Source organism: Paractinoplanes bogorensis (assembly GCF_018829635.1).
Classification (GTDB): domain Bacteria; phylum Actinomycetota; class Actinomycetes; order Mycobacteriales; family Micromonosporaceae; genus Actinoplanes; species Actinoplanes bogorensis.
In genome coordinates this window covers 522,205-542,726 of record NZ_JAHKKG010000001.1, presented here as the reverse complement: position 1 = coordinate 542,726, position 20,522 = coordinate 522,205, and the positions used below count along the sequence as shown (strand labels likewise).

The 20,522-nt window shown below is 71.2% G+C and carries 22 protein-coding genes; 9 read left to right on the top strand and 13 right to left on the bottom strand.

The features are described 5' to 3' along the window. Positions 1-61: 61 nt before the first annotated feature. A complete protein-coding gene (locus tag KOI35_RS02605; protein ID WP_215784346.1) occupies positions 62-274 on the top strand; it encodes a hypothetical protein in 213 nt (70 codons plus the stop codon). Here KOI35_RS02605 and KOI35_RS02600 read toward each other — a convergent pair. The 5 genes from KOI35_RS02600 to KOI35_RS02580 form a co-directional block, all read right to left on the bottom strand. Then, complete coding sequence (locus KOI35_RS02600) at positions 249-1,268, bottom strand: glycosyltransferase family 2 protein (protein WP_246612369.1); 1,020 nt, start codon at positions 1,266-1,268, stop codon at positions 249-251. The genes KOI35_RS02605 and KOI35_RS02600 overlap by 26 nt on opposite strands. A 122-nt stretch (positions 1,269-1,390) precedes the next feature. After that, positions 1,391-1,867: a dihydrofolate reductase gene (locus KOI35_RS02595; protein ID WP_215784345.1), complete on the bottom strand. Its 477-nt coding sequence runs from the start codon at positions 1,865-1,867 to the stop codon at positions 1,391-1,393. Further along, the gene (locus KOI35_RS02590) at positions 1,864-2,664 is read right to left on the bottom strand and encodes a thymidylate synthase (protein WP_215784344.1); all 801 of its coding nucleotides are present in this window, start codon (positions 2,662-2,664) and stop codon (positions 1,864-1,866) included. The genes KOI35_RS02595 and KOI35_RS02590 overlap by 4 nt, the downstream gene beginning before the upstream one ends. A 74-nt stretch (positions 2,665-2,738) precedes the next feature. Continuing rightward, on the bottom strand, positions 2,739-2,990 hold the full coding sequence (locus KOI35_RS02585) for a hypothetical protein (protein ID WP_215784343.1): 252 nt from the start codon (positions 2,988-2,990) through the stop codon (positions 2,739-2,741). Between the two features lie 74 nt (positions 2,991-3,064). Continuing rightward, positions 3,065-3,340: an isoamylase early set domain-containing protein gene (locus KOI35_RS02580; protein WP_215784342.1), complete on the bottom strand. Its 276-nt coding sequence runs from the start codon at positions 3,338-3,340 to the stop codon at positions 3,065-3,067. Between the two features lie 81 nt (positions 3,341-3,421). On the opposite strand from KOI35_RS02580, the gene KOI35_RS02575 reads away from it, so the two are divergent. Next, on the top strand, positions 3,422-3,868 hold the full coding sequence (locus KOI35_RS02575) for a GNAT family N-acetyltransferase (protein ID WP_215784341.1): 447 nt from the start codon (positions 3,422-3,424) through the stop codon (positions 3,866-3,868). On the opposite strand, the gene KOI35_RS02570 is transcribed toward KOI35_RS02575, so the two are convergent. Continuing rightward, entirely contained in the window at positions 3,865-4,467 is a 603-nt protein-coding gene (locus KOI35_RS02570) for a TetR/AcrR family transcriptional regulator (RefSeq protein ID WP_215784340.1), read from the bottom strand. The genes KOI35_RS02575 and KOI35_RS02570 overlap by 4 nt on opposite strands. A gap of 58 nt (positions 4,468-4,525) precedes the next feature. On the opposite strand from KOI35_RS02570, the gene KOI35_RS02565 reads away from it, so the two are divergent. After that, a complete protein-coding gene (locus tag KOI35_RS02565) occupies positions 4,526-4,933 on the top strand; it encodes a RidA family protein (RefSeq protein ID WP_215784339.1) in 408 nt (135 codons plus the stop codon). Positions 4,934-4,939: 6 nt separating this feature from the next. Here the strand turns inward: KOI35_RS02565 and hemQ are convergent, their stop codons facing one another. From hemQ to hemE, 3 genes are all read right to left on the bottom strand, one after another. Further along, a complete protein-coding gene (gene hemQ / locus KOI35_RS02560) occupies positions 4,940-5,647 on the bottom strand; it encodes a hydrogen peroxide-dependent heme synthase (RefSeq protein ID WP_215784338.1) in 708 nt (235 codons plus the stop codon). Between the two features lie 49 nt (positions 5,648-5,696). After that, positions 5,697-7,127, bottom strand: a complete 1,431-nt coding sequence (gene hemG, locus KOI35_RS02555) for a protoporphyrinogen oxidase (protein ID WP_215784337.1) — start codon at positions 7,125-7,127, stop codon at positions 5,697-5,699. 81 nt (positions 7,128-7,208) lie between these two features. Continuing rightward, positions 7,209-8,246, bottom strand: coding sequence for a uroporphyrinogen decarboxylase (hemE, locus tag KOI35_RS02550; protein WP_308120747.1), 1,038 nt, complete (start codon positions 8,244-8,246; stop codon positions 7,209-7,211). Positions 8,247-8,319: 73 nt separating this feature from the next. Between hemE and KOI35_RS02545 the strand changes: the two genes are divergently transcribed. Further along, positions 8,320-8,889 (top strand): DUF3000 domain-containing protein, encoded by a 570-nt coding sequence (locus KOI35_RS02545; protein ID WP_215784336.1) that lies wholly within the window; start codon positions 8,320-8,322, stop codon positions 8,887-8,889. Positions 8,890-9,026: 137 nt separating this feature from the next. Here KOI35_RS02545 and KOI35_RS02540 read toward each other — a convergent pair whose 3' ends face one another. After that, positions 9,027-10,106 carry a S1C family serine protease gene (locus KOI35_RS02540; protein ID WP_246612368.1) on the bottom strand — a complete coding sequence of 360 codons (1,080 nt, stop codon included), beginning with the start codon at positions 10,104-10,106 and terminating at the stop codon, positions 9,027-9,029. A 143-nt stretch (positions 10,107-10,249) separates the two neighbouring features. Between KOI35_RS02540 and KOI35_RS02535 the strand changes: the two genes are divergently transcribed. The 5 genes from KOI35_RS02535 to KOI35_RS02515 all read left to right on the top strand — a co-directional run bounded on the left by KOI35_RS02535 (position 10,250) and on the right by KOI35_RS02515 (position 17,255). Beyond that, positions 10,250-11,554, top strand: a complete 1,305-nt coding sequence (locus tag KOI35_RS02535) for a ribonuclease D (protein ID WP_215784335.1) — start codon at positions 10,250-10,252, stop codon at positions 11,552-11,554. A 265-nt stretch (positions 11,555-11,819) separates the two neighbouring features. Then, positions 11,820-13,016: a thiolase family protein gene (locus KOI35_RS02530; protein ID WP_215784334.1), complete on the top strand. Its 1,197-nt coding sequence runs from the start codon at positions 11,820-11,822 to the stop codon at positions 13,014-13,016. After that, positions 13,013-15,067 carry a 3-hydroxyacyl-CoA dehydrogenase NAD-binding domain-containing protein gene (locus KOI35_RS02525; protein WP_215784333.1) on the top strand — a complete coding sequence of 685 codons (2,055 nt, stop codon included), beginning with the start codon at positions 13,013-13,015 and terminating at the stop codon, positions 15,065-15,067. The genes KOI35_RS02530 and KOI35_RS02525 overlap by 4 nt, the downstream gene beginning before the upstream one ends. A 156-nt stretch (positions 15,068-15,223) precedes the next feature. Beyond that, positions 15,224-16,192, top strand: coding sequence for a hypothetical protein (locus KOI35_RS02520; RefSeq protein ID WP_215784332.1), 969 nt, complete (start codon positions 15,224-15,226; stop codon positions 16,190-16,192). A 157-nt stretch (positions 16,193-16,349) separates the two neighbouring features. Beyond that, complete coding sequence (locus KOI35_RS02515) at positions 16,350-17,255, top strand: DUF2637 domain-containing protein (RefSeq protein WP_215784331.1); 906 nt, start codon at positions 16,350-16,352, stop codon at positions 17,253-17,255. Here KOI35_RS02515 and KOI35_RS02510 read toward each other — a convergent pair. The 3 genes from KOI35_RS02510 to KOI35_RS02500 all read right to left on the bottom strand — a co-directional run bounded on the left by KOI35_RS02510 (position 17,252) and on the right by KOI35_RS02500 (position 20,506). After that, positions 17,252-18,484 (bottom strand): sensor histidine kinase, encoded by a 1,233-nt coding sequence (locus KOI35_RS02510; protein WP_215784330.1) that lies wholly within the window; start codon positions 18,482-18,484, stop codon positions 17,252-17,254. The genes KOI35_RS02515 and KOI35_RS02510 overlap by 4 nt on opposite strands. Then, positions 18,481-19,155, bottom strand: a complete 675-nt coding sequence (locus tag KOI35_RS02505) for a response regulator transcription factor (RefSeq protein WP_215784329.1) — start codon at positions 19,153-19,155, stop codon at positions 18,481-18,483. The genes KOI35_RS02510 and KOI35_RS02505 overlap by 4 nt, the downstream gene beginning before the upstream one ends. 67 nt (positions 19,156-19,222) lie before the next feature. Next, positions 19,223-20,506: an outer membrane protein assembly factor BamB family protein gene (locus KOI35_RS02500; protein WP_215784328.1), complete on the bottom strand. Its 1,284-nt coding sequence runs from the start codon at positions 20,504-20,506 to the stop codon at positions 19,223-19,225. Between the last annotated feature and the right edge of the window lie 16 nt (positions 20,507-20,522).

Below are 20,522 nucleotides of genomic sequence, written 5' to 3'. Positions count from 1 at the left end.
CTCGTCTTTCCTTCAACAGGCTCGGTGGATGTGACGGCCGGCGCACGCCAGAATCGTCGCTGTGCCGATGACGCGCTGCCCCAGCTGGCAGTGGAGCGAGCTGACGGCCAACGGCGTCCCCGCCGTCGCGTTCTACATGGACGGCGAGGCCTGGTCGATCACGCTTCTCACCCCGCGCGACGGCCGGATCGGCGCGATCACATCATTTCTGGAGCCGGCGCCGTTCGACCGGTTCGAGCTGCCCCGGATCAGGCCGCCGGCCGGCGATCGATGATCACATCGGCCGTGTCGAGCGACTCCAGCGAGTCGGGCGGCGTGGTCGCGGTGTCGAAGGCGACCAGGAACGGCGGCCGGCTCTGGGTGGCCATGTAGATGCGCCCGACGTATTCGCCCAGCAGCCCGAGGCAGATGAGCTGTATTCCGCCGAGCAGCAGCACGGCGATGTAGAGCGACGTCCAGCCCGGCACCACGCCGCCGGTGCCCCAGGCGACCAGCCCGGTCACGATCAGCACCACGCACAGCACGAAGCTGAGCAGGCCGAGCCAGGTCGCGATCTTGAGTGGGGCGGCCGAGAAGCCGGTCACGCTGTCGAAGGTCAGCCGGATCATGCGGGACAGCGGGTACTTCGTCGTGCCGGCCACGCGCTCCTCCCGCACATAGGGCACCTCGGCACTGGAGAAGCCCAGCGACGGCACCACCAGGCGGTAGACCGGGCGCGGCTCGGGCAGCTCGTTGAGCACGTCGACCACGGCCCGGCTCATCAGCCGGAAGTCACCGGCCTGGTCGCTGACCCAGGGCCCGACCATCCGCCGCATCGCCCAGTAGTAGATGCCGGCCGTGTTGCGCTTGAACGCCGTGTCGGTGCTGCGGTCGCTGCGCACGCCGTAGACCACGTCGACCTTTTCGGCCAGCGCCTTGGCCAGCATCTCGCCGATCGCCTCGGGCGGGTCCTGCAGGTCGGCGTCGATGCTCACCACGTAGTCGCCGCGGCTGGCCCGCAGCCCGGCCCGCAGCGCGGTCTGGTGGCCGACGTTGCGGCGCAGCGATACGACGCGCAGGGCGGGCCAGTCGGCGTGCAGCTGCATCAGCCGGGCGACGGTGGCGTCGGTGCTGCCGTCGTCGACCGCGACCACTTCGTACGGCACGTTCAGCGCGTCGAGGACCGGCCGGAGCCGGCCGACGAAGTGATCGACCGCCTCGCGCTCGTTGTACATCGGGGTGACGACCGACAGGGTCACCGGCGTAACGAGGCTTTGCGGCATGGGCATGTTCTATCCTTCTGGCTCTCTGGCGTAAAGACCGATCCGCCCCATTAATCATGAAGCCGTTTCAGTCTTCCCGTCGGCCGAAGAGAGTAGCCCGTCCGCATTGCCGTGATCTTACGAGGCCGCTACGAACGAACCAGCTCCTCGACGATGAAGCGAAGCCCGCCCTCGGAAGTCTGCCAGCCCGTGGACGACGCGCACACCCACCCTTCACCCGGATCGGGGGCATAAGTGTCGCCCGATATGTCCAGCTCGAGGCGTGTGCGAAGAATGTGATCGGCGTACGGAAGGAAGGCCGCATAGACCGCTTCCCCGCCCATCACCCAGATTTCCCCGTACGCCCGAGCCTCGTCCACCGAGTGCGCCACCAGCGCGCCGTCCGCCGCCCAGTCCGGGTCGCGGGTGAGCACCACGTTGCGCCGCCCGGGCAACGGCCGGAACCGGGCCGGCAACGAGTCCCAGGTCGCGCGGCCCATGACCACGGTGCCGCCGGTCGTCCGCTCGCGGAACATCGCCTGATCCTCGGGCAGCCGCCACGGGATCGTGCCGCCGGCGCCGACGACCCGGTCACGCGCCTCGGCCCAGATCATGTGGACGGTCATACGGCCACGGGAGCGCGCAGCGCCGGGTGGTGCTGGTAGTCGACGACGGTGAAGTCGTCGTACTTGTAGTCGAAGAGCGAGGACGCCGGCGCGATCTCGAGCCGGGGGAACTCGTACGCCTCCCGGGAGAGCTGCTCGGTCACCTGCTCGACGTGGTTGTTGTAGATGTGACAATCGCCACCGACCCAGATGAAGTCACCGGGAAGCAGCCCGACCTGGTCGGCGATCATCCGGGTCAGCAGGGCGTAGCTGGCGATGTTGAACGGCACCCCGAGGAACAGGTCGGCACTGCGCTGGTAGAGCTGGCACGACAGCCGGCCGTCGGCCACATAGAACTGGAACATCGCGTGGCACGGGGCCAGCGCCATCTCCGGCAGGTCGCCCACGTTCCAGGCCGAGACGATCATGCGGCGCGAGTCGGGGTCGCGGCGCAGCGTGTCGAGGATGCCGCCGATCTGGTCGACGTGCCCGCCGTCGGGGGTCGGCCACGAGCGCCACTGCACGCCGTAGACCGGGCCCAGCTCACCGGTCTCCGAGGCCCACTCGTCCCAGATCGTCACGCCCTGGTCGCGCAGCCAGCCGACGTTGCTCTCGCCGCGCAGGAACCACAGCAGCTCGACCGCGACCGACTTGAAGTGCACCCGCTTGGTGGTGACGAGGGGGAACCCGGCCGACAGGTCGTACCGCAGGCGCTCGCCGAACAGGCTCACCGTGCCGGTGCCGGTGCGGTCGGCCTTGGGGGTGCCGGTGTTCAAAACCCGGCGCAGCAGGTCTTCGTACTGGGTGTCGACCGTCATGGCCGCCAACCTACAACGCCGCGCGACCCGGTCCCCCGCATCGGGTGGGCCGAGTCGCGCGGTTCACCCGGCCCTCAGCTGGCCCAGGACTCCGACATCTGCGGGATCTGCTGGTTCAGCGCCTGCAGATCCTGCTGCCCGTTGGTGGCGCCCCCGCCGCCGTGGCCGACGAAGCCCAGCTCGGTGCCGATCTGCTGCCAGCGCTCGTAGAGCACCTGGTCCTGCAGCACGGCCCGGACGTCGTGGTGAGCCGTACGCAGCTCCTCGAGAGCCGCCTCGTATCGCGCGACCCGCGATTGCAGGTCCAAAGTCTCGTACGTGGTCATGCGATGAGGTTAGCGAAAGATGAGTAGTTTTATTCGCTTTTCAGCGTCTCCGTGACGCGAGCGCCCGATGGCCCCTAAACCCGCAGTTCGCCACCCTGCGGCCCGAACGCGTCGGCACCCTCGTCGTCGAACCAGTGCCCGTCGCTGGCCAGGTAGCGGAACTGGTAGTTGCCCGCCGGGACGGTCACGCTGATCGTCCGGGTGCCGTCCCGGCGCGGCTTCAGCTCGTGCCGGCCGGGTTCCCAGCCGTTGAACGAGCCGACCACGCTCACCGGCCCGGCCGGCTGGTTGACGGGCAGGCAGAAGGTCACCCGGGTCTTGTTGCCGAAGAGCCGGTTCCTCTTGATCATCTCAGCCTCCACAGCTCGGGCTTCCATCCCTATAACGGCCCGCCGCGATACGGGTGACGGCGCGCCGCCTACGCTTTCGGCATGCACCCGGAGCCCCAAGACGAGCTGCGCACAGCGACGTTCCGCGATCTCGAAACGACGACCCTGTACGCGATCCTGCGGCTGCGTTCCGACGTCTTCGTGGTCGAGCAGGAGTGCGTGTACGCCGATCTCGACGGCCGCGACGACGAGCCCGGAACGCGGCATTTGTGGTTTACCCGCGACGGCGAGATCCGGGCATACGTCCGCATCCTGGACGACGGCGACACCCTGCGGATCGGCCGCGTCGTGACCGCGAAGTCGGCCCGCGGCGCCGGCCTGGCCGCCCGCCTGATGGACGAGGCATTGACGATCGTCGGCGACCGTCCGAGCGTGCTCGACGCCCAGGCGTACCTGGTGGACTTTTACGCCAAGTTCGGATACCAGCAAACCGGTCCCGAATACATCGAAGACGGCATCCCGCACATCCCGATGGCCCGCGAAGCCTAGAACCAGCCCGCCTCGACCGAGCGCCGGCACCGCTCGGCGGAGTCTCCGGCGCTCGTGAAGAGAGCCGTGAGCAGCGGAATCCCATAGCCGAAGGCCTCCGCCGGCAGCGGCCCACCGGTCACCAGCGACGCCAGCCCGTGCCCGGCGATCCAGGTCTGGGTGGCCAGGTCGGTCGCGACCACATCGGCCCGGAACCGGCCCGCGGCCCGGGCCCGCTCGACCGCGCGCACCAGGTGGTGCAGCGACTCGTCGGCCGCGGCCGGGTCCTCCAGGTCGAAGCCGGCGTCGAACATGATCCGGTACAGGTCGGGGTGCGCCCCGGCGTTGCCCACATAGGCGGCACCGAGGGCGGCCAGATCGCGTACGGGATCAGCCGTCTCCCCCACCGTGGCCAGGCGCGCGGCCAGACGCGTGAAGCCCTCCTGCCGCATCGCCCGCCACAGCCCGTCCATGCCGCCGAAATAGGTGTAGACGGCCATGGTCGACACGCCCGTCTCGGCGACCACCGACCGCAGGGTGATCGGCTCGCGCGCCCGCAGCATGTGCGCCGCCCGCTCGATCAACAGCTCCCGGATCGCCGGATCCTTCGTCCTCGCCATTGACTTAACATAGCATAGCGATGCTATGTTAAGTGCCACGACGACGAAGGAGCAGGTCATGGCGGTAGAACTGATCAACCCGGACGGACTGCCCAAGCCCGAGGTCTATCGGCAGATGTCGGTCGCCACCGGCTCCCGCCTGGTCTTCCTGGCCGGGCAGGTGGCGCGCGACGCCGACGGCAACCCGGTCGGCCCGGGCGACCTCGCGGCCCAGACCGAGCAGGCCTATCTCAACATCGGCACGGCGATGGCCGCGGCCGGCGGCTCGTTCGACGACGTGGCCAAGCTGACGGTCCACGTCGTCGACTGGTCGCCCGAGAAATACCCGCTGCTCGGCGAGGGTGTGGCCCGGGCCGCGGCCAAAATGGGCGTCGACCCGGTCAAGCCGATCACCCTGCTCAGCGTGGCCGCGCTGGGTGAGCCCGACCTGCTGATCGAGGTCGAGGCGATCGGCGTGCTCGACTGAGCGGCCCTACGGCAGCGCCGCCACCAGTTCGGTCATCGAGCGCCGGCGGCCGGTGTAGAAGGGCACCTCTTCCCGCACGTGGCGACGCGCGGTCGACGCCCGCAGGTCGCGCATCAGGTCGACGATGCGGTGCAGCTCGTCGGCCTCGAAGGCGAGCATCCACTCGTAGTCGCCGAGCGCGAACGACGCCACCGTGTTGGCCCGCACGTCGGGATAGCCGCGCGCCATCTTGCCGTGCTCGGCCAGCATGAAGCGGCGCTCCTCGTCGGGCAGCAGATACCACTCGTAGGAGCGCACGAACGGGTAGACGCAGATGTAGGGGCGCGCCTCCTCGCCGGCCAGGAAGGCGGGCAGGTGGCTCTTGTTGAACTCGGCCGGGCGGTGCAGCGCCATCTGCGACCACACCGGGGCCAGATGGCGGCCAAGCGCCGTACGGCGGAAGAGCGAGTACGCCTCCTGCAACGCGTCCGGCGAGCTCGAGTGCCACCACACCATGACGTCGGCGTCGGCCCGCAGACCCGACACGTCGTACGTGCCGCGGATCGTCACGTCCTTGGCGGCCAGCTGCTCGAACAGGCCGTCGACCTCGCCCGCCAGCTCCTCGCGCAACGCCGGGAGCGGTGACTCGGCCCGGAACACCGACCACATCGTGTAGCGGATCGTCGCGTTCAGCTCGTTGATCCGCGCCGCGTTGCTCTGCTGCTGCTCGCTCATGCGTCCTCCCGGACCTCGTTCATGTCTCCGAAAGCCCGCACGCCGCCACTCATGCCGACCAACTCTTGCTCACGTCCTCGGCGGCCCGCTCGCCGCTCGCGATGCAGGCCGGGATGCCGACACCGTCGAAGGCCGCGCCCGCCAGCGTCAGCCCCGGCGGCAGCACGGCCCGCGCCGCGGCCAGCCGATCGCGGTGACCCGGTGCGTATTGCGGCAGCCCGCCACCCCACCGCTGCACCCACGTAGTGGCCGGCGGCGGCAACTCCCCACCGAGCAACTCGCCCAGCTCCCGGTGCGCCAGATCGGCCAGCACGGCGTCGTCGAACTGGAGCCGCTCCTCCTCGCCGACCCGGCCGAGCGACACCCGCACGATCACCGGGGCGCCCGCGGGCCGCTCCCATTTGCGGGTGACGAACGTGGCCGCCTTGACCAGCGTGCCCTCGCTCGGCGGCACCAGGAAGCCGCTCAGCTCGGGCAGCGGCGTGCCGGGCGGCAGCGCCAACGCGACCAGGGCGACGCTCGCGTAGCCGAGCCCACCCACGGCCTCAGCGGCGACCGGCGCGATCGGGGCCAGCAGACGCGCGGCCGGCCTGGCCTGCACCGCGAGCACCACCGCGTCCACGTCATCGGTCCTGGTGTCCGGCGAAGAACCGGACGGAGAGAAACCAGGCGGGGAGTAGCCGGGTGGGGTCGCGGCCGGGCCCAGCAGCAGGCGCCAGCCGTGCGGGGTGCGGGCCAGTTCGCGTACGGGAAGACCCAGGCTGATCCGGGCACCACTCGCCGCGGCGGCCGCGCCCACCAACCGGCTCAGCCCGCCCTCAATCGCCCCGAAGATCGGCTGCCCCGGCACCCGCCGGCTCGCCGCCTGAGCCCGGCGCACCGCGGCCGACAGCGTGTGCTCCACCCGGGCCGCCGCCGCCAGCTGCGGCATCGTCACCTCGAGCGAGAGCCGGTCGGCGCGCCCGGCGTAGACCCCGCCCAGCATGGGGTCGACCAGCCGGTCGACGACCTCGTCGCCGTAACGCTCGCGGACCAACTCCCCGACCGCGACGTCGTCGCCCGCGCCCAGCACGGGACGGCCGGCGTCGGCATCACTCCCGCTCGCGGCGGCGAGGTCGCCGAGCGTGGACGGATCGGCCGGGACGCCGACAAGCGTGCCCGCGGGCATCGGAGCCAGCCGGCCGCCGAAGGCCAGCGCGGCGGGCACCCGATGCGGGTGGACCAGGGATCGTTCGAGGCCGAGCCGCCGGACCAGGCCCACCGCAGCCGACTCGGCGCCGTCGGAGCCGGTCATCAGGAACGACTCGGCGCCGCGCTCGACGCTCACGCCGGCCAGCTCACCCGTGCGCAGCTTGCCGCCGAGGGCGCCGCTCTGCTCGTACACGATGATCTCGGTGTCGGGCGGGGTCAGGTCGCGCAGACGCACGGCAGCGGCCAGGCCGGCAATGCCGCCGCCGATGACCGCAACCCGCTTTCGCACGGTCCCAGCCTCCCAGGCGCATCCTCCCGATCTCAGGCTGGGGTCGGAGAGTGTGAATTCGATCCGGCGGGACTTGTGGCCCTAGCGCGCCGACGCCTCGTGCACATGCGCCACCAGCCTGGTCAGGATGTCGGGATCCGTCTCCGGCATCACCCCGTGGCCGAGGTTGAACACGTGCCCGGGCGCGGCCCTACCTTGCTCGAGCACCCGATCGGCCTCCCGCCGCACCACGTCCCAACCGGCGAAGAGCAGAGCCGGATCAAGATTTCCCTGTACGGATCGATCGGGCCCGATGACCTTGGTGGCCTGATCGAGCGGGGTCCGCCAGTCGACGCCCACCACGTCGGCACCGGCCTCGCCCATCGCGTCGAGCAGCACCGCCGTTCCCACTCCGAAGTGGATGCGCGGCACCCCGGCGTCGGCCAGCCCGCGCAGCACCCGGGCCGAGTGCGGCAGCACGTGCTCGCGGTAGTCGGCCTCGCTGAGCGCACCGGCCCACGAGTCGAACAGCTGGACCGCGCTGACCCCGGCGTCGATCTGGGTCCGCAGGAAGGACAGGGTGATGTCGGCCAGCCGGGACAGCAGAGCGTCCCAGAGCCCCGGGGCCGCGTACATCATCGCCTTGGTCTTGAGATAGGTGCGCGACGGGCCGCCCTCGATCAGATAGCTGGCCAGCGTGAACGGCGCCCCGGCAAAGCCGATCAGCGGCGTGGACCCGAGCTCGGCGACCAGCAGGCGCACGCTCTCGGCCACGAAGTCGACGTCGTCGGCGGTGATCGGCCGCAGGCGCTCGAGGTCGGACTCGGCGCGGATCGGTTCGGCCACGACCGGCCCGGTGCCGGCCACGATGTCGAGATCGATACCGGCCGCGGCGATCGGCACCACGATGTCACTGAACAGGATCGCCGCGTCGACCTGGTGACGGCGTACGGGCTGCAGGGTGATCTCGGTGACCAGCTCGGGCCGGCGGCAGGACTCCAGCATCCCGACGCCCTCCCGGATCTTGCGATATTCGGGCAGCGACCGGCCCGCCTGTCGCATGAACCAGACCGGGGTGTGCGGCACCTCCTGGCCGCGGCAGGCCCGGACGAAAGGCGAATCGTTCAAGACTGAAGTCACCGCGCCATCGTGCCACGACACGCACGGCGCGCCGATCGGCTACGGACAGCGCGCGGCGGCATAGTCTTCCCCCATGGCGTCCCCCTCCGCTGTCCCTCCGGCGTTCGCCCGCGCGGTCGACGCTCTGCGGGCACCGGCGCCACGACCCGAGATCCTTCTCGAAGAGATCGCCGCCCCGCAGAAGCTCGCGCCGTACGCGTTCGCGATCAGCGCGACGGTGCTGCGCTCGGGCGACGAGGTCGCGGGCGGCCGGCTGATCCTGCTCCACGACCCGGCCGGGCACGAGGCCTGGCACGGCGACATCCGGCTGGTCACGCTGGTCACCGCCGAGCTGGAGGACGACCTGGCGGGCGACCCGATGCTCTCCGCCGTGGCCTGGACGTGGCTGACCGACGCCCTCGACCAGCACTCCGCGGCCTACACGGCGATCGGCGGCACGATCACCCAGACGACGTCGACCCGCTTCGGCGAGCTGGCCGGCCCGGCCCCGACGGCCGACCTCGAGGTCCGCGCCTCCTGGACCCCGACCGGCGACGACTTCCACGCCCACCTGCAGGGCTGGTGCTCGATGCTCGCCTCAACCGCCGGCCTCCCCCCACCGGGCGTGACCGCCCTAGGAGACCGCGCCCAGCGAGTGGGTTGAGCGCAACCAGAGTCGAATTTCGCCCGTCGATGACTTGGGTGCCGAAAACGGCTAGCGAAGCGAGGCCGTTTTCGGTGCCCAAGTCATCGGCCTCCCGGGGCGAAATTCCGCCGAGCGGAGCGAGGCCATGAGCTCAGCTAACACACCTTCAGGGTGTCGCACGCCGTCTTGATCGGGATGGCCAGGCCGATGCCCTCGGCGTCCTTGGCCTTGGCCGTCGCCACCCCGACCACCTGCTCGTTCGCGTTCACCACGGGTCCGCCCGAGTTACCGGGGTTGATCGGGGCGTCGAACTGCACGGTCGGGCCGTCCGGGTCGTCCGGGCGGTAGGCGCTGATCACGCCGGTGGTGACCGAGTCGTCCAGGCCCAGCGGCGCGCCCACCACCACGACCTGCTGACCCGGCTTGACCTGACCGGTCGCCGTGCCCAGAGCCGGGATCTTCTGACCCGCGCTGAGCAGGGCCAGGTCGCGGGTCTTGTCGACCTTCACGATGGTGGCGTTGATCCGGGTGCTGCCGCGCTCGAGCGTCACCCGGCGCCCGCCGTCGGTCCAGGTCTCGGCGACCACGTGGTAGTTCGTGATCAGGTTGGCCTGGTTGCCGGTGGCCTTCTTGCCGACCGAGAACGCCGTGCCGGTGAAATTGCCCGCGCGCACCCGGAACACGCTCGGCAGCACCTTGGACGACACGCCCTCGGGGTCGAACACGCCGGCCAGCTGCTGCTCGAGCCGGTCGGTGCGGTCCTGCTCGGCCGAGAGCACGGTGGCCAGGTCCTGGTTGTGCTTGCTCATCGATTCGATCCGGTACGCCTGCCAGCCCGCCACCAGGAGCAGCAGCACCACCGCGCCGACGACGACCGGCTTGACCCGGTTGCCGGTTCGGGGAGCCGGGGCGGCCTGCTCACCGGTGAAAGCGTGTCGCTGCTGCGGCACCGGGGCCGGAGACGTCGGCCATTGCGGGTCCTCGGCCCACTGCTGCCGCCGGGGCGCCTGCGTCCATTGGCTCGGCGCCGGTTCGGCCCACTGATCCCGCTGCGGGGCCGCCCACGGGTCGGCCGCCGGTTCCGCCCACTGCCCCGGTTGCGCCCACTGCCCCTGGGGAGTCGGCTCGACCTCCTCCACGCGCCGCCGTCGCCCGTCGTAACCGCGCTGGTCACCGCCGCGGTGGTGGGGCCCGTCGGAGCCCGCGGGGGTGAACGGTTCGTAGGTCATGGTCATCCGGCGCGGCCTCCCGGGTATCGGCGCTGCGGGAGGTAGTACGGAGAAAACCGCTCTCCGGATCAGACGAGTTGTCGATCGAGAAACGGCGCGCCGGGACCCGGCTGCAAGCAGGCGGGGTGGGGTCCCCGTACGGTAGCGGAGTGACCGACGAAGCACCCCTGCGCCGTCGGGACACGCCGGAGCCCGAAAGGGACGGACGACCGCCTGCCGACTCGCCCGACCCGACGTCTGGCGGTCCCGAGCCCGTACCGTTGACCGCGCCCCGTGAGGGCACCCCTCGACCTGTCGAGACCGACGACGAACTCGCCGAGGTCGTGGCCCGGATGGCCGCCGGCTCGGGTCCCGTCGCGGTGGACGCCGAACGTGCGTCCGGCTACCGCTACACCCAGCGGGCCTACCTGGTGCAGCTGCGCCGGGCCGGCGCCGGGACGGCGCTGATCGACCCGCTGCCGCTCGACGATCTGCGCACGCTCGACGCCGCCCTGGCCGAGAGCGAGTGGGTGCTGCACGCGGCCAGTCAAGACCTGGCCTGTCTGGCCGAGCTGAGCCTCAAGCCGCGCCGGCTGTTCGACACCGAGCTGGCCGCCCGGCTGGCCGGCTTCGAGCGGGTCGGTCTGGCCGCGCTCACCGAGCAGCTGCTGGGCTACTCGCTCGAGAAGCACCACTCGGCCGCCGACTGGTCGACCCGCCCGCTGCCCGAGTCGTGGCTGACCTACGCCGCGCTCGACGTCGAGCTGCTCACCGACCTGCGCGACCACCTGGCGGCCGAGCTCGACCGGCAGGGCAAGACGGCCTGGGCCGCCGAGGAGTTCGCCGCGCTGGTGGCCAGCGCCGACCGCCCGCCCCGGGTGCGTCCCGACCCCTGGCGCCGGACGTCCGGAATACACCGCGTCCGCGGGGCTCGCGCTCAGTCGCGGGTCCGCGCGCTCTGGTACGCCCGCGACGGCGTGGCCGCCCGCCGCGACTCCGCGCCGGGCCGGGTGCTGCCCGACTCGGCGATCGTGGCCGCGGCCGAGGCCGATCCCAAGGACGAGCGGACCCTGCTGGGCATCGCCGGTTTCGGGGGCCGCTCGGTGCGCCGCCTGGCCCGCGTGTGGCTGGACGCGCTGGACGAGGCCCGCGCCCTGCCCGACGACTCGCTGCCGATCAACCAGCCGGTCGAGGGCCCGCCCCCACCGCACCGCTGGGCCGAGCGTGACCCGATAGCGGCCGCGCGCCTGACCCGCTGCCGCGCGGTCGTGGTCGCGACGGCCGAGTCGCACAACCTGCCACCGGAAAATCTGATCAGTCCCGATTTCGTACGCCGCCTGGCCTGGTCCCCACCCGACGAGGTCTCACCGCAGACGGTCGGCGACACGCTGCGCGGTTTCGGCGCTCGCAACTGGCAGATCACCCTGCTGGCCGACCAGTTGGCCGACGTCCTGCCGGCACCCGCCACCACCTGACCCAGCGGACCGGGCGCATCGAGCGCCCGGTCCGCTCTGGTTCTGGGCGCAACCACTCACGCACGCCGCCGCGGCGCGATGAGCGCTCTGGACGCGCCAGCGGCCAGCTCATCGTGTCGTGGTCCCCGCGGGAGCGACGGTCCGTCACCCACCACCCCGCCGGGACATAACGCTCTTGATTGGCTTTGTGAAGTTTCCCGGAGGCGGTGGCAGCCACTAGTTACTGGCGAGTAGCATCCACTTACCACCGCCTTAGGAGGGTCAAGTGCCCCGTGAAGTACGCGAGGTCGTCTTCGTCGACGGCGTCCGCACCCCGTTCGGCAAGGCCGGCGGCATGTATGCCGAGACGCGCGCCGACGATCTGGTCATCCGCTGCATCCGCGAGCTGATGCGCCGCAATCCCCAGCTCCCGCCGGAGATGGTCGACGAGGTCGCGATCGCGGCCACCACCCAGACCGGCGACCAGGGCCTCACCATCGGCCGCACCGCCGCGCTGCTGTCGGGCCTGCCCAAGACCGTCCCGGGCTACGCGATCGACCGCATGTGCGCGGGCGCCATGACCGCCGTGACCAACGTGGCCGGCGGCATCGCGATGGGCGCCTACGACGTGGCGATCGCGGGCGGCGTCGAGCACATGGGCCACCACCCGATGGGTGAGGGCGTCGACCCCAACCCGCGGATCCTGGCCGAGAAGCTGGTCGACCCGTCGGCGCTGGTGATGGGCTCCACGGCGGAAAACCTGCACGACCGCCTGCCCGGCATCACCAAGGAGCGGACCGACCGCTACGGGCTGAACTCGCAGCTCAAGACGGCCAAGGCCTACGCCGACGGCAAGCTGCAGCCGGACATGGTTCCGGTCGCGCTGCGCAGCGCCGAGCAGGGCTGGGGGCTCGCCACCACCGACGAGGCGCCGCGCGAGACCTCGATGGAGAAGCTGGCCACGCTCAAGACCCCGTTCCGCCCGCACGGCCGGGTCACCGCCGGCAACGCGGCCGGCCTCAACGACGGCGCCACCGCGGCCCTGCTGGCCAGCGAGGAGACGGCCCGCGAGCTGGGTCTGCCGATCGCGATGCGGATGGTCTCGTACGGCTTCGTCGGCGTCGAGCCCGAGATCATGGGCTACGGCCCGATCCCGTCGACCGAGAAGGCGCTCAAGAAGGCCGGCCTGACGATCGACGACATCGGCCTGTTCGAGCTGAACGAGGCGTTCGCGATCCAGGTGCTGGCGTTCCTCGACCACTACGGCATCGCCGACGACGACCCGCGGGTCAACCCGTGGGGCGGCGCGATCGCGATCGGCCACCCGCTCGCTTCCTCCGGCGTCCGCCTGATGACGCAGCTCGCGCGGCACTTCGCCGAGCACCCCGAGGTCCGTTACGGCCTCACCGCCATGTGCATCGGCATCGGCATGGGCGGCACCGTGATCTGGGAGAACCCGAACTGGGACGGAGCGGCGAAGTGATCGAGCACCCGAACGAGGTCGTCACCAAGGCCATCGTCCGTTTTGTCCAGCTCGGCCAGACCAAGGCCGCCATCATCACGCTGGACAACGGGTTCGATTACAAGAAGCCCAACAGCTTCGGGCCGGGTGGGCTGGCGTCCCTGGACGCGGCGATCACCGAGGCCACGGCCGGCGAGCCGGCGTTCATCGCGATCACCGGCAAGCCATACATCTTCTGCGTCGGCGCGGACATTACGGGCATCCCGTACCTGACGTCGCGCGAGCAGGCCATTGAGCTCGGCGAGCTCGGCCATCGCGTGTTCGCCCGCCTGAAGAACAGTGCGATTCCGACTTTTGCGTTTATCAACGGCGCTGCCCTCGGTGGCGGCCTCGAGGTGGCGCTGCACTGTCACTACCGCACGGTGTCGGGCGGCGCGGCGGCGCTCGGCCTGCCCGAGGTCGCGATCGGCCTGGTGCCCGGCTGGGGCGGCAGCCAGCTGCTCCCCAACCTGATCGGCGTGCCCGGCGCGGCCCAGGTCATCCTGCAGAACCCGCTCACCCAGAAGGTCCTGCGCCCCAAGCAGGCGGTCGAGCTCGGCGTGGCCGACCAGCTGTTCGAGCCGGCCGACTTCCTGGAGCGCTCGCTCGAGTGGGCCGCCGCGGTCGTCGACGGTTCGCTGCAGGTGCAGCGGCCCGAGGTCGACAAGGACATGTGGGAGGGCGTGCTCTTCTTCGCCAAGCAGCAGCTGGACGAGAAGCTGCACGGCGCGGTCCCGTCGGCCAACAAGGCCCTCGAGCTGCTCGCCCTGGCCAAGGACGCATCGTTCGAAGACGGCACGGCGGCCGAGACCGAGGCCCTGGCCGACCTGATCATGGGCGACGAGTCCCGGGCCAGCCTGTACGCGTTCGACCTGGTTCAGCGCCGGGCCAAGCGCCCGGTCGGCGTGCCCGACAAGTCGCTCGCCCGCAAGGTCACCAAGGTCGGCATCGTCGGGGCCGGCCTGATGGCGTCCCAGCTCGCGCTGCTCTTCGTCCGGCGGCTGGAGGTGCCGGTCGTGCTGACCGACATCGACCAGGCCCGGGTCGACAAGGGCGTGTCGTACGTGACCGACCAGATCGACAAGCTGGTGTCCAAGCGCCGCCTCGACGAGGGCACCGCGGCCAAGCTGCGCGGCCTGGTCAGCGGCTCGGTCGACAAGTCGGTGTTCGCCGACGCCGACTTCGTGATCGAGGCCGTCTTCGAGAACCTCGACCTCAAGAAGCAGATCTGGGCCGAGCTGGAAAAAATCGTGACGCCCGAGGCGATCCTGGCGACGAACACCAGCTCGCTGTCGGTCACCGCGATGGCGGCCGACCTCGAGCACCCCGAGCGGGTCGTCGGCTTCCACTTCTTCAACCCGGTCGCCGTGCTGCCGCTGCTCGAGATCATCAAGGGCGAGCGGACCGACGACGCCACACTGGCCACCGCGTTCGCCGTCGGCAAGGAGCTGAAGAAGTCGTCGGTGCTGGTCAAGGACGCCCCGGCGTTCGTGGTCAACCGGCTCCTGACCCGGGTCACCAGCGAGATCTTCCAGGCCATCGACGCCGGTACGCCGCTCGACGTGGTGAACGAGGCGATGGACCCGCTGGGCCTGCCGATGCGCCCGATCGCCCTGCTCCAGCTGGTCGGCCCGGCGGTGGCCTACCACGTGGGCGAGACGCTGCACCGGGCGTTCCCCGACCGGTTCGCCGAGTCGGAGAACCTCAAGAAGATCGTCGACGCCGGCCTGCCCGTGATGGTCGACGACGAGATCAACCCCGAGGTGGCCAAGCTGGTGGCCGGCGGTTCCGCTCCGCTTTCCGCCGATGAGGTACGCGCGAAGGCGCTGGACGCCCTGGCCGAGGAGATCCGCATCATGCTCGACGAGGGCGTGGTGGCCGAGGCGCAGGACATCGACCTGTGCATGATCCTCGGCGCCGGATATCCGTTCCACCTGGGCGGCGTGACGCCGTACCTGGACCGCAGCGGCACCTCCGAGCGGGTGACCGGCAAGCGGTTCCTGCCTCAAGGGGTAGCCAGTCTGCCCGCCTGACAGTCAGGTTGCCGACGCCCCGTACCTTCGAGGTGCGGGGCGTCGTCACGTTCCGGTCGTTTTGCCCACATGGACCGTCCCGCTACCCAGAACGGTGACGTGCAGGATTCTGCGGTACCGCTAGGCTCGCGCGGTACCCGATTGATGGAGCGCTTGATGTCGCAGCCCCCGTACCCCGGTCAGCCATACCCCAACGACCCCTCGTCAGGGCAGCCGTATCAGGGTCAGCCGCCTTATCAGCCCTACCCGGGTCAGCAGCCCGAACAGCCGCAGTACCCGCCGACCTCGGCCTACCCGTCCTCGGGCCAGCCCGACTACGGCCAGCCGTCGTACGGCCAGCAGCAGCCGCCGCAGTACGGCCAGCAGCCCCCGCAGTACGGGCAGCAGCCGCCGGGTGGCCAGCCGCCGCAGTTCGGTCAGCCGTCGTACGGTCAGCCCGGCTACCCGCCGCCGCAGCCGCCGAAGAAGAAGTCGAAGGCGCTGCCGATCATCCTGATCTCGGTCGCGATCGTGCTGGTGCTCTGCGTCGGCGGCGTGACCGCGCTCTACATGGTGGGCAAGAACAAGGTCGACGACGTCAACAACGCGATCAACGACCTGGCGACCACGGCGCCGACCTTCCCGACCGAGGAGCCGACGACCGCCCCGACCACCGAGGCGCCGACCACCACGGTCTCCATCTCGGAGCCGAAGACCCTCGGTGGCCGCAAGAAGCTCACCTCGGCCCAGTTCAAGGCGCTGGCCGACCAGCTCAAGAGCGGGCTCGAGACGGTGCCGGGCGCGACCAACACGGTCGGCGCCCTCTACGGCGACGTCCAGGATCAAGACATCGTGATCGTGGCCGCGGCCGAGGCGCCGGTGAAGAACCCGAAGACCGAGCTCGACCAGACCTTCTACGGCGCCGGCATCGGCGGCCTGAAGATCGACAACATCACGACCGCCCCCACCGGCACGCTCGGCGGCGTAGCCAAGTGCGGCAGCTCCGAGACGTCCGGCATCGACATGGCGATCTGCACCTGGGCCGACGAGGGCAGCGTCGGCATGTTCATCTGGTACTTCTCCTCGGTGAGCTCGGCCAAGGCCGAGTTCCCCAAGCTCAGGGCCGAGGTCGAAAAGAAGGGCTGACGGCGTCAAGCCGACACGCCGCTCGACACGATCACATAGTCGCAACGCCTCCGGAACGGACCGGTCACGGTTCCCGTCCGGAGGCGTTTGCGTAACCCGGGTCCCTCAGGATGGATCGCCGTAAGCCGTCGATGCATTCGAGTGAGGGAGAGTTCCGGTGGTCCTGGAGCAACTGCGTCGCGTCCGCTGGGGCGTACGGGCAACGCTGCTGCTGGGCGTGGCCGCATCCGTCGTCGCCAACGTGCTGCACGCGCTGGACAACCCGATCAGCCAGGCGATCGCGGCCTGGCCGCCGCTGGCCCTCCTGCTCACCGTCGAACTGATCTCCCGGGTGCCGATCCACCGGCGCTACCTGGCCGTGCTGCGGTTCGCCGCCACCGCCATCATCGCGGGCATCGCAGCCTGGGTCTCCTACTGGCACATGGTCGGGGTGGCCGCCCGCTACGGCGAGACCGGGGCGTCGCCCTATCTGCTGCCGCTCTCGGTCGACGGGCTGATCGTGGTGGCCAGCATCTGCCTGGTCGAGCTGGGCGGCCGCATCAGCACCCTGGAGCGGGCGGCCGCCGCCCAGGAAGCCGAAGCCGAACAACTGCCTGCCGCCGAGCCTGAGCCCGCGCTCCCGCCCGTTGTCTCCGCGCCGCCGGCGTCGGCACCCGCGCCCGTTCCGGGGCTCTTTCCCAGCCCGCTCAGCGCCGCGTCGGCCCGCGTCAACGGCCCGCGCGGCGGCGGATCGGCACTCAATCCCGCCACCGCGGCCGCGCTGGCCGAGGTGGCCGCCGCGCTCCCCCGCACCGATACCGGAAGTTACCCGCAGGTCCCCGCGCGCCAGCCGGCGACAGCCGGTCGGGTCGTCCCCGCCCAGCGGTCGACCGCCGCACCGAGCGCCCAAGCGGTAACCGCCCAGGCCGGCGACGGCCGCCCACGCCGCACCGCCGCCGAGACAGTCGCCCGGGCGGCCCAGATCAAGGCCGAACGTCCCGACCTCTCCGAGACCCAGATCGCCGCCGAACTGGGCATCAGCGCCTCCCGGTGGCGAGCCGTGCGCCGCGAGGCGGCGGCCTAAGCGATCCCCAGCCCCTTGGCCCGCGGAACCGACGCCGACGCGGCCACAACCGGCGTCGTGTCGGCCGTCGGCAGCGACACCATCACCTCGAGCCCACCCCCGGCCTGAGCCACCGCCGACACCGTCCCGCCGTGCGCATCGCAGACCGCCCGCACGATCGACAACCCCAGACCCGACCCCCGCGAGCCCGTACGCTCCCAGCCGCCCCGCCGGAACGGCTCGAACAACCCCGGTACGTCCCCCGGCTCGACCTCGTAGCCGGTGTTGCCCACGATCAGCCGGGCCTGCCCGTTCACCGTCTCGGTGCGCAGCCACAGCTTGCCCAGCAGGTGGTTGTAGCGGATCGCATTCTCGATCAGGTTGCCGGCCAGCCGGTCGAGCAGCGACGGATCGCCCACCACCATGGCCGGCTGCAGATCGGTCGTCACGTCCAGCTTGAGCCGTTCCGCCTCGGCCTTCACCGCCGACAGCGCGTTCGTCACGCTCATCGCCATGTCGGCCGGCACCTTGCGCACCAGCCGCCGCCCCGACTGCGCCTCCGACCGGGCCAGCACCAGCAACGCGTCGACCAGCCCGTTGGCCCGCTCGGACGCGTTGCGCACCACCTTGGCCATCCGGCGGTATTCGGCCACGTCGGCCTCGTCGTCGGTCAGCGTCACGTCGATCTCGGTGCGCATCACCGCCAGCGGTGTCCGCAGTTCGTGCGAGGCGTTGGCCACGAAGCGTTTCTGCGACTCGAACGCGCCCGCCAGCCGGTCGAGCATCGCGTCGAAGGTGCGGGCCAGCTCGGCCACCTCGTCGTCCGCCCCGGAGTAGCGGATCCGCTGGTCGAGCGTCTCCTCGCCGAGCCGGCGGGCGGTCTGGGTCACCGTGTGCAGCGGGCGCAGGGCCCGGCCGGCCACCGCGTAGGCCCCGGCGATGCCGATGATGCCGATCGCCACCAGCGCCGCCAGTCCCTTGGCCAGCATCTCGCGGGCGGCCTGGTCGACCAGCGTCTCCTGCCACTGGGCGGCGTCGACGGAGCGACCGTCGGCGAGGGTCACCGTCGACCCGGGCTGCAGCCCGACCGCCGGGTGCATCACGTCGCCGACCAGCAGCCAGGCCAGCAGCACGAGGATCGCTCCGGCGCCGACCAGCAGGATGCCGTTGAGCAGGGTGAGCCGCAGGCGCAGGGTCGGCCGCAGGGTGAAGCTGGGGCCGCGTCGGGCGCGACCGAGGTAGACCGTCATGAGAGGACGACCGGCTCGGGCACGCGATAGCCCGCGCCGACCACGGTCTCGATCAGCGGCGGATCCCCGACCTTTTTCCGCAGGGTCATCACCGTCACCCGTACGGTCGTGGTGAACGGATCGGTGTTGGCGTCCCACACCCGTTCCAGCAGTTCCTCGCTCGACACCACCCCGCCGCGCGCCTTGAGCAGCTCTTCGAGCACGCCGAACTCCTTGTTGGTCAGCTCGATCGGGGTGCCGCCGCGGGTCACCACCCGGCGGGTCTGGTCGAGCACCAGGTTGCCCACGGTGAGCACGGGCGGGGCGGCCGGAGTGGCTCGCCGGCCCAGCGCCTGCACCCGGGCCACCAGCTCTTCGAAGGCGAACGGCTTGGCCAGGTAGTCGTCGGCGCCGAGCTGCAGGCCCTCGACCCGGTCGGCCACCGCGCTGCTGGCGGTCAGCATGAGCACCCGGGTCAGCGCCCCCGACTCGACCAGGGCCGCGCAGATCTCGTCGCCGTGCATGCCGGGCAGGTCGCGGTCGAGGATCACGACGTCGTAGCGGGTCACATAGGCCATCTCGTGGCCCTCGAGCCCGTCGTACGCGGTGTCGACCGCCATGCCCTTGCGCCGCAGTCCCCGGGCGATCGCGTCGCAGAGGTTCCGCTCGTCTTCCACTACCAGTACACGCACCGCAGACCTCCAGGGAACCACCGGGCCCAGCCTCGCCGACCGGGTGTGAAGAGGCTGTAAGAGAAGGCTACCGAAGGGGCCACATCGCGACCGAGGCGTCGACGAGCCGGCAGATCAGCAGTCCGGCCGCGACCTGGCAGCTGTTCGACACGTCGTCGGCCGTGCCGATGATGCGCACCGTCCGCCGGGCCGGGTCGAGCACCCCGAAATGCACCAGGTACGTCCCGCGGACGTCGAGCTTGGCGTAGAAGCGCCCGGCCCCGGCCGGCGCGAGGTACTCCCACCGCCCGAAGTCGCCCAGCGGCGTCCCGGTGGCCGGGTCGAGCACCCACAGGCCGGGGTCCTCGATGTCGCGGTCGGTGCGGGTGGCCAGCAGGTAGGCGCCCGCGGGTTCGGCGTACGCCCAGGACGGGTCGTCCCACAGCTCCCGCCCGCTCTCGGCGTCGATCGCGGTGAGCCCGCTCTGCTGGCGGAACATGCAGATCAGGCGTCCGCAGGCGGCCTGCATCCAGCTGCGGGACAGGTCGGCGCCGGTGTGCCACATCGGGGCCAGGCCGGGCAGCCGGTAGGCAGTGAGCCCGGGTGTGCCGTCGCCGGCCATCACGACGTCGTCGACCGGCCCGACCAGCCCGTTGGCCCGGCCCGCCCGGGGCGGCAACGTGCGGGTGGCGAGGAGTTCGCCCGTACGGGGATCGTGGCTCTCCATCCGCCCCGAGTCGGTGAAGAGCACCAGCCAGCGCGGATAGTCACCGGCCCAGCCCGATTCGGCGATGAAGCCGTCGGACGGGCGGGCCAGCGTCCACCGGACCGTCCCGCTGCGCAGGTCGACCGCGGTCACCGCCTCGTCGCTGCCCAGCAGCACCAGCGCGTCGGGCACCGAGACGGCGATCAGCCGGGCCGTCCGCCGCCAGCGGGTGGTCTCGGTGCCCTCGGCGACCGCCACCGTGGCCCACGTGCCGCTGGCGTCGATCTGGTACGACACCACGACCGTGTCCGCGGCCAGCAGCACCTGGTTGATGCCGCCCGACACGGTCACCGTGGTGCGGCTGAGCAGGTGCGCGTCCGGCAGGGCGTACGCGGTCACGGCGCGCCGGCTCACCTGGGACGCCTGCGAGGTCGAGCCGCCGACCAGCATCATCCGATCGCCGTCGAGGAACATGGTGTCGCCGAGCCGGGCCGGCACGATCGTGGGCCGGCTCAGGGCGGGCACCGGGGCCGCAGCGGCGACCGCGGCCAGCAGCACGATCGACAGCAGTGTCAGGAGCGCCCGGCGCGGCACCAGCCGGTCCACCTCGACGGCGGCGGGTGCCTCGCGGGGCACCTCGCCGAGCTCGATCACGGTGTTCGACACGGCGCACCCCCACCCT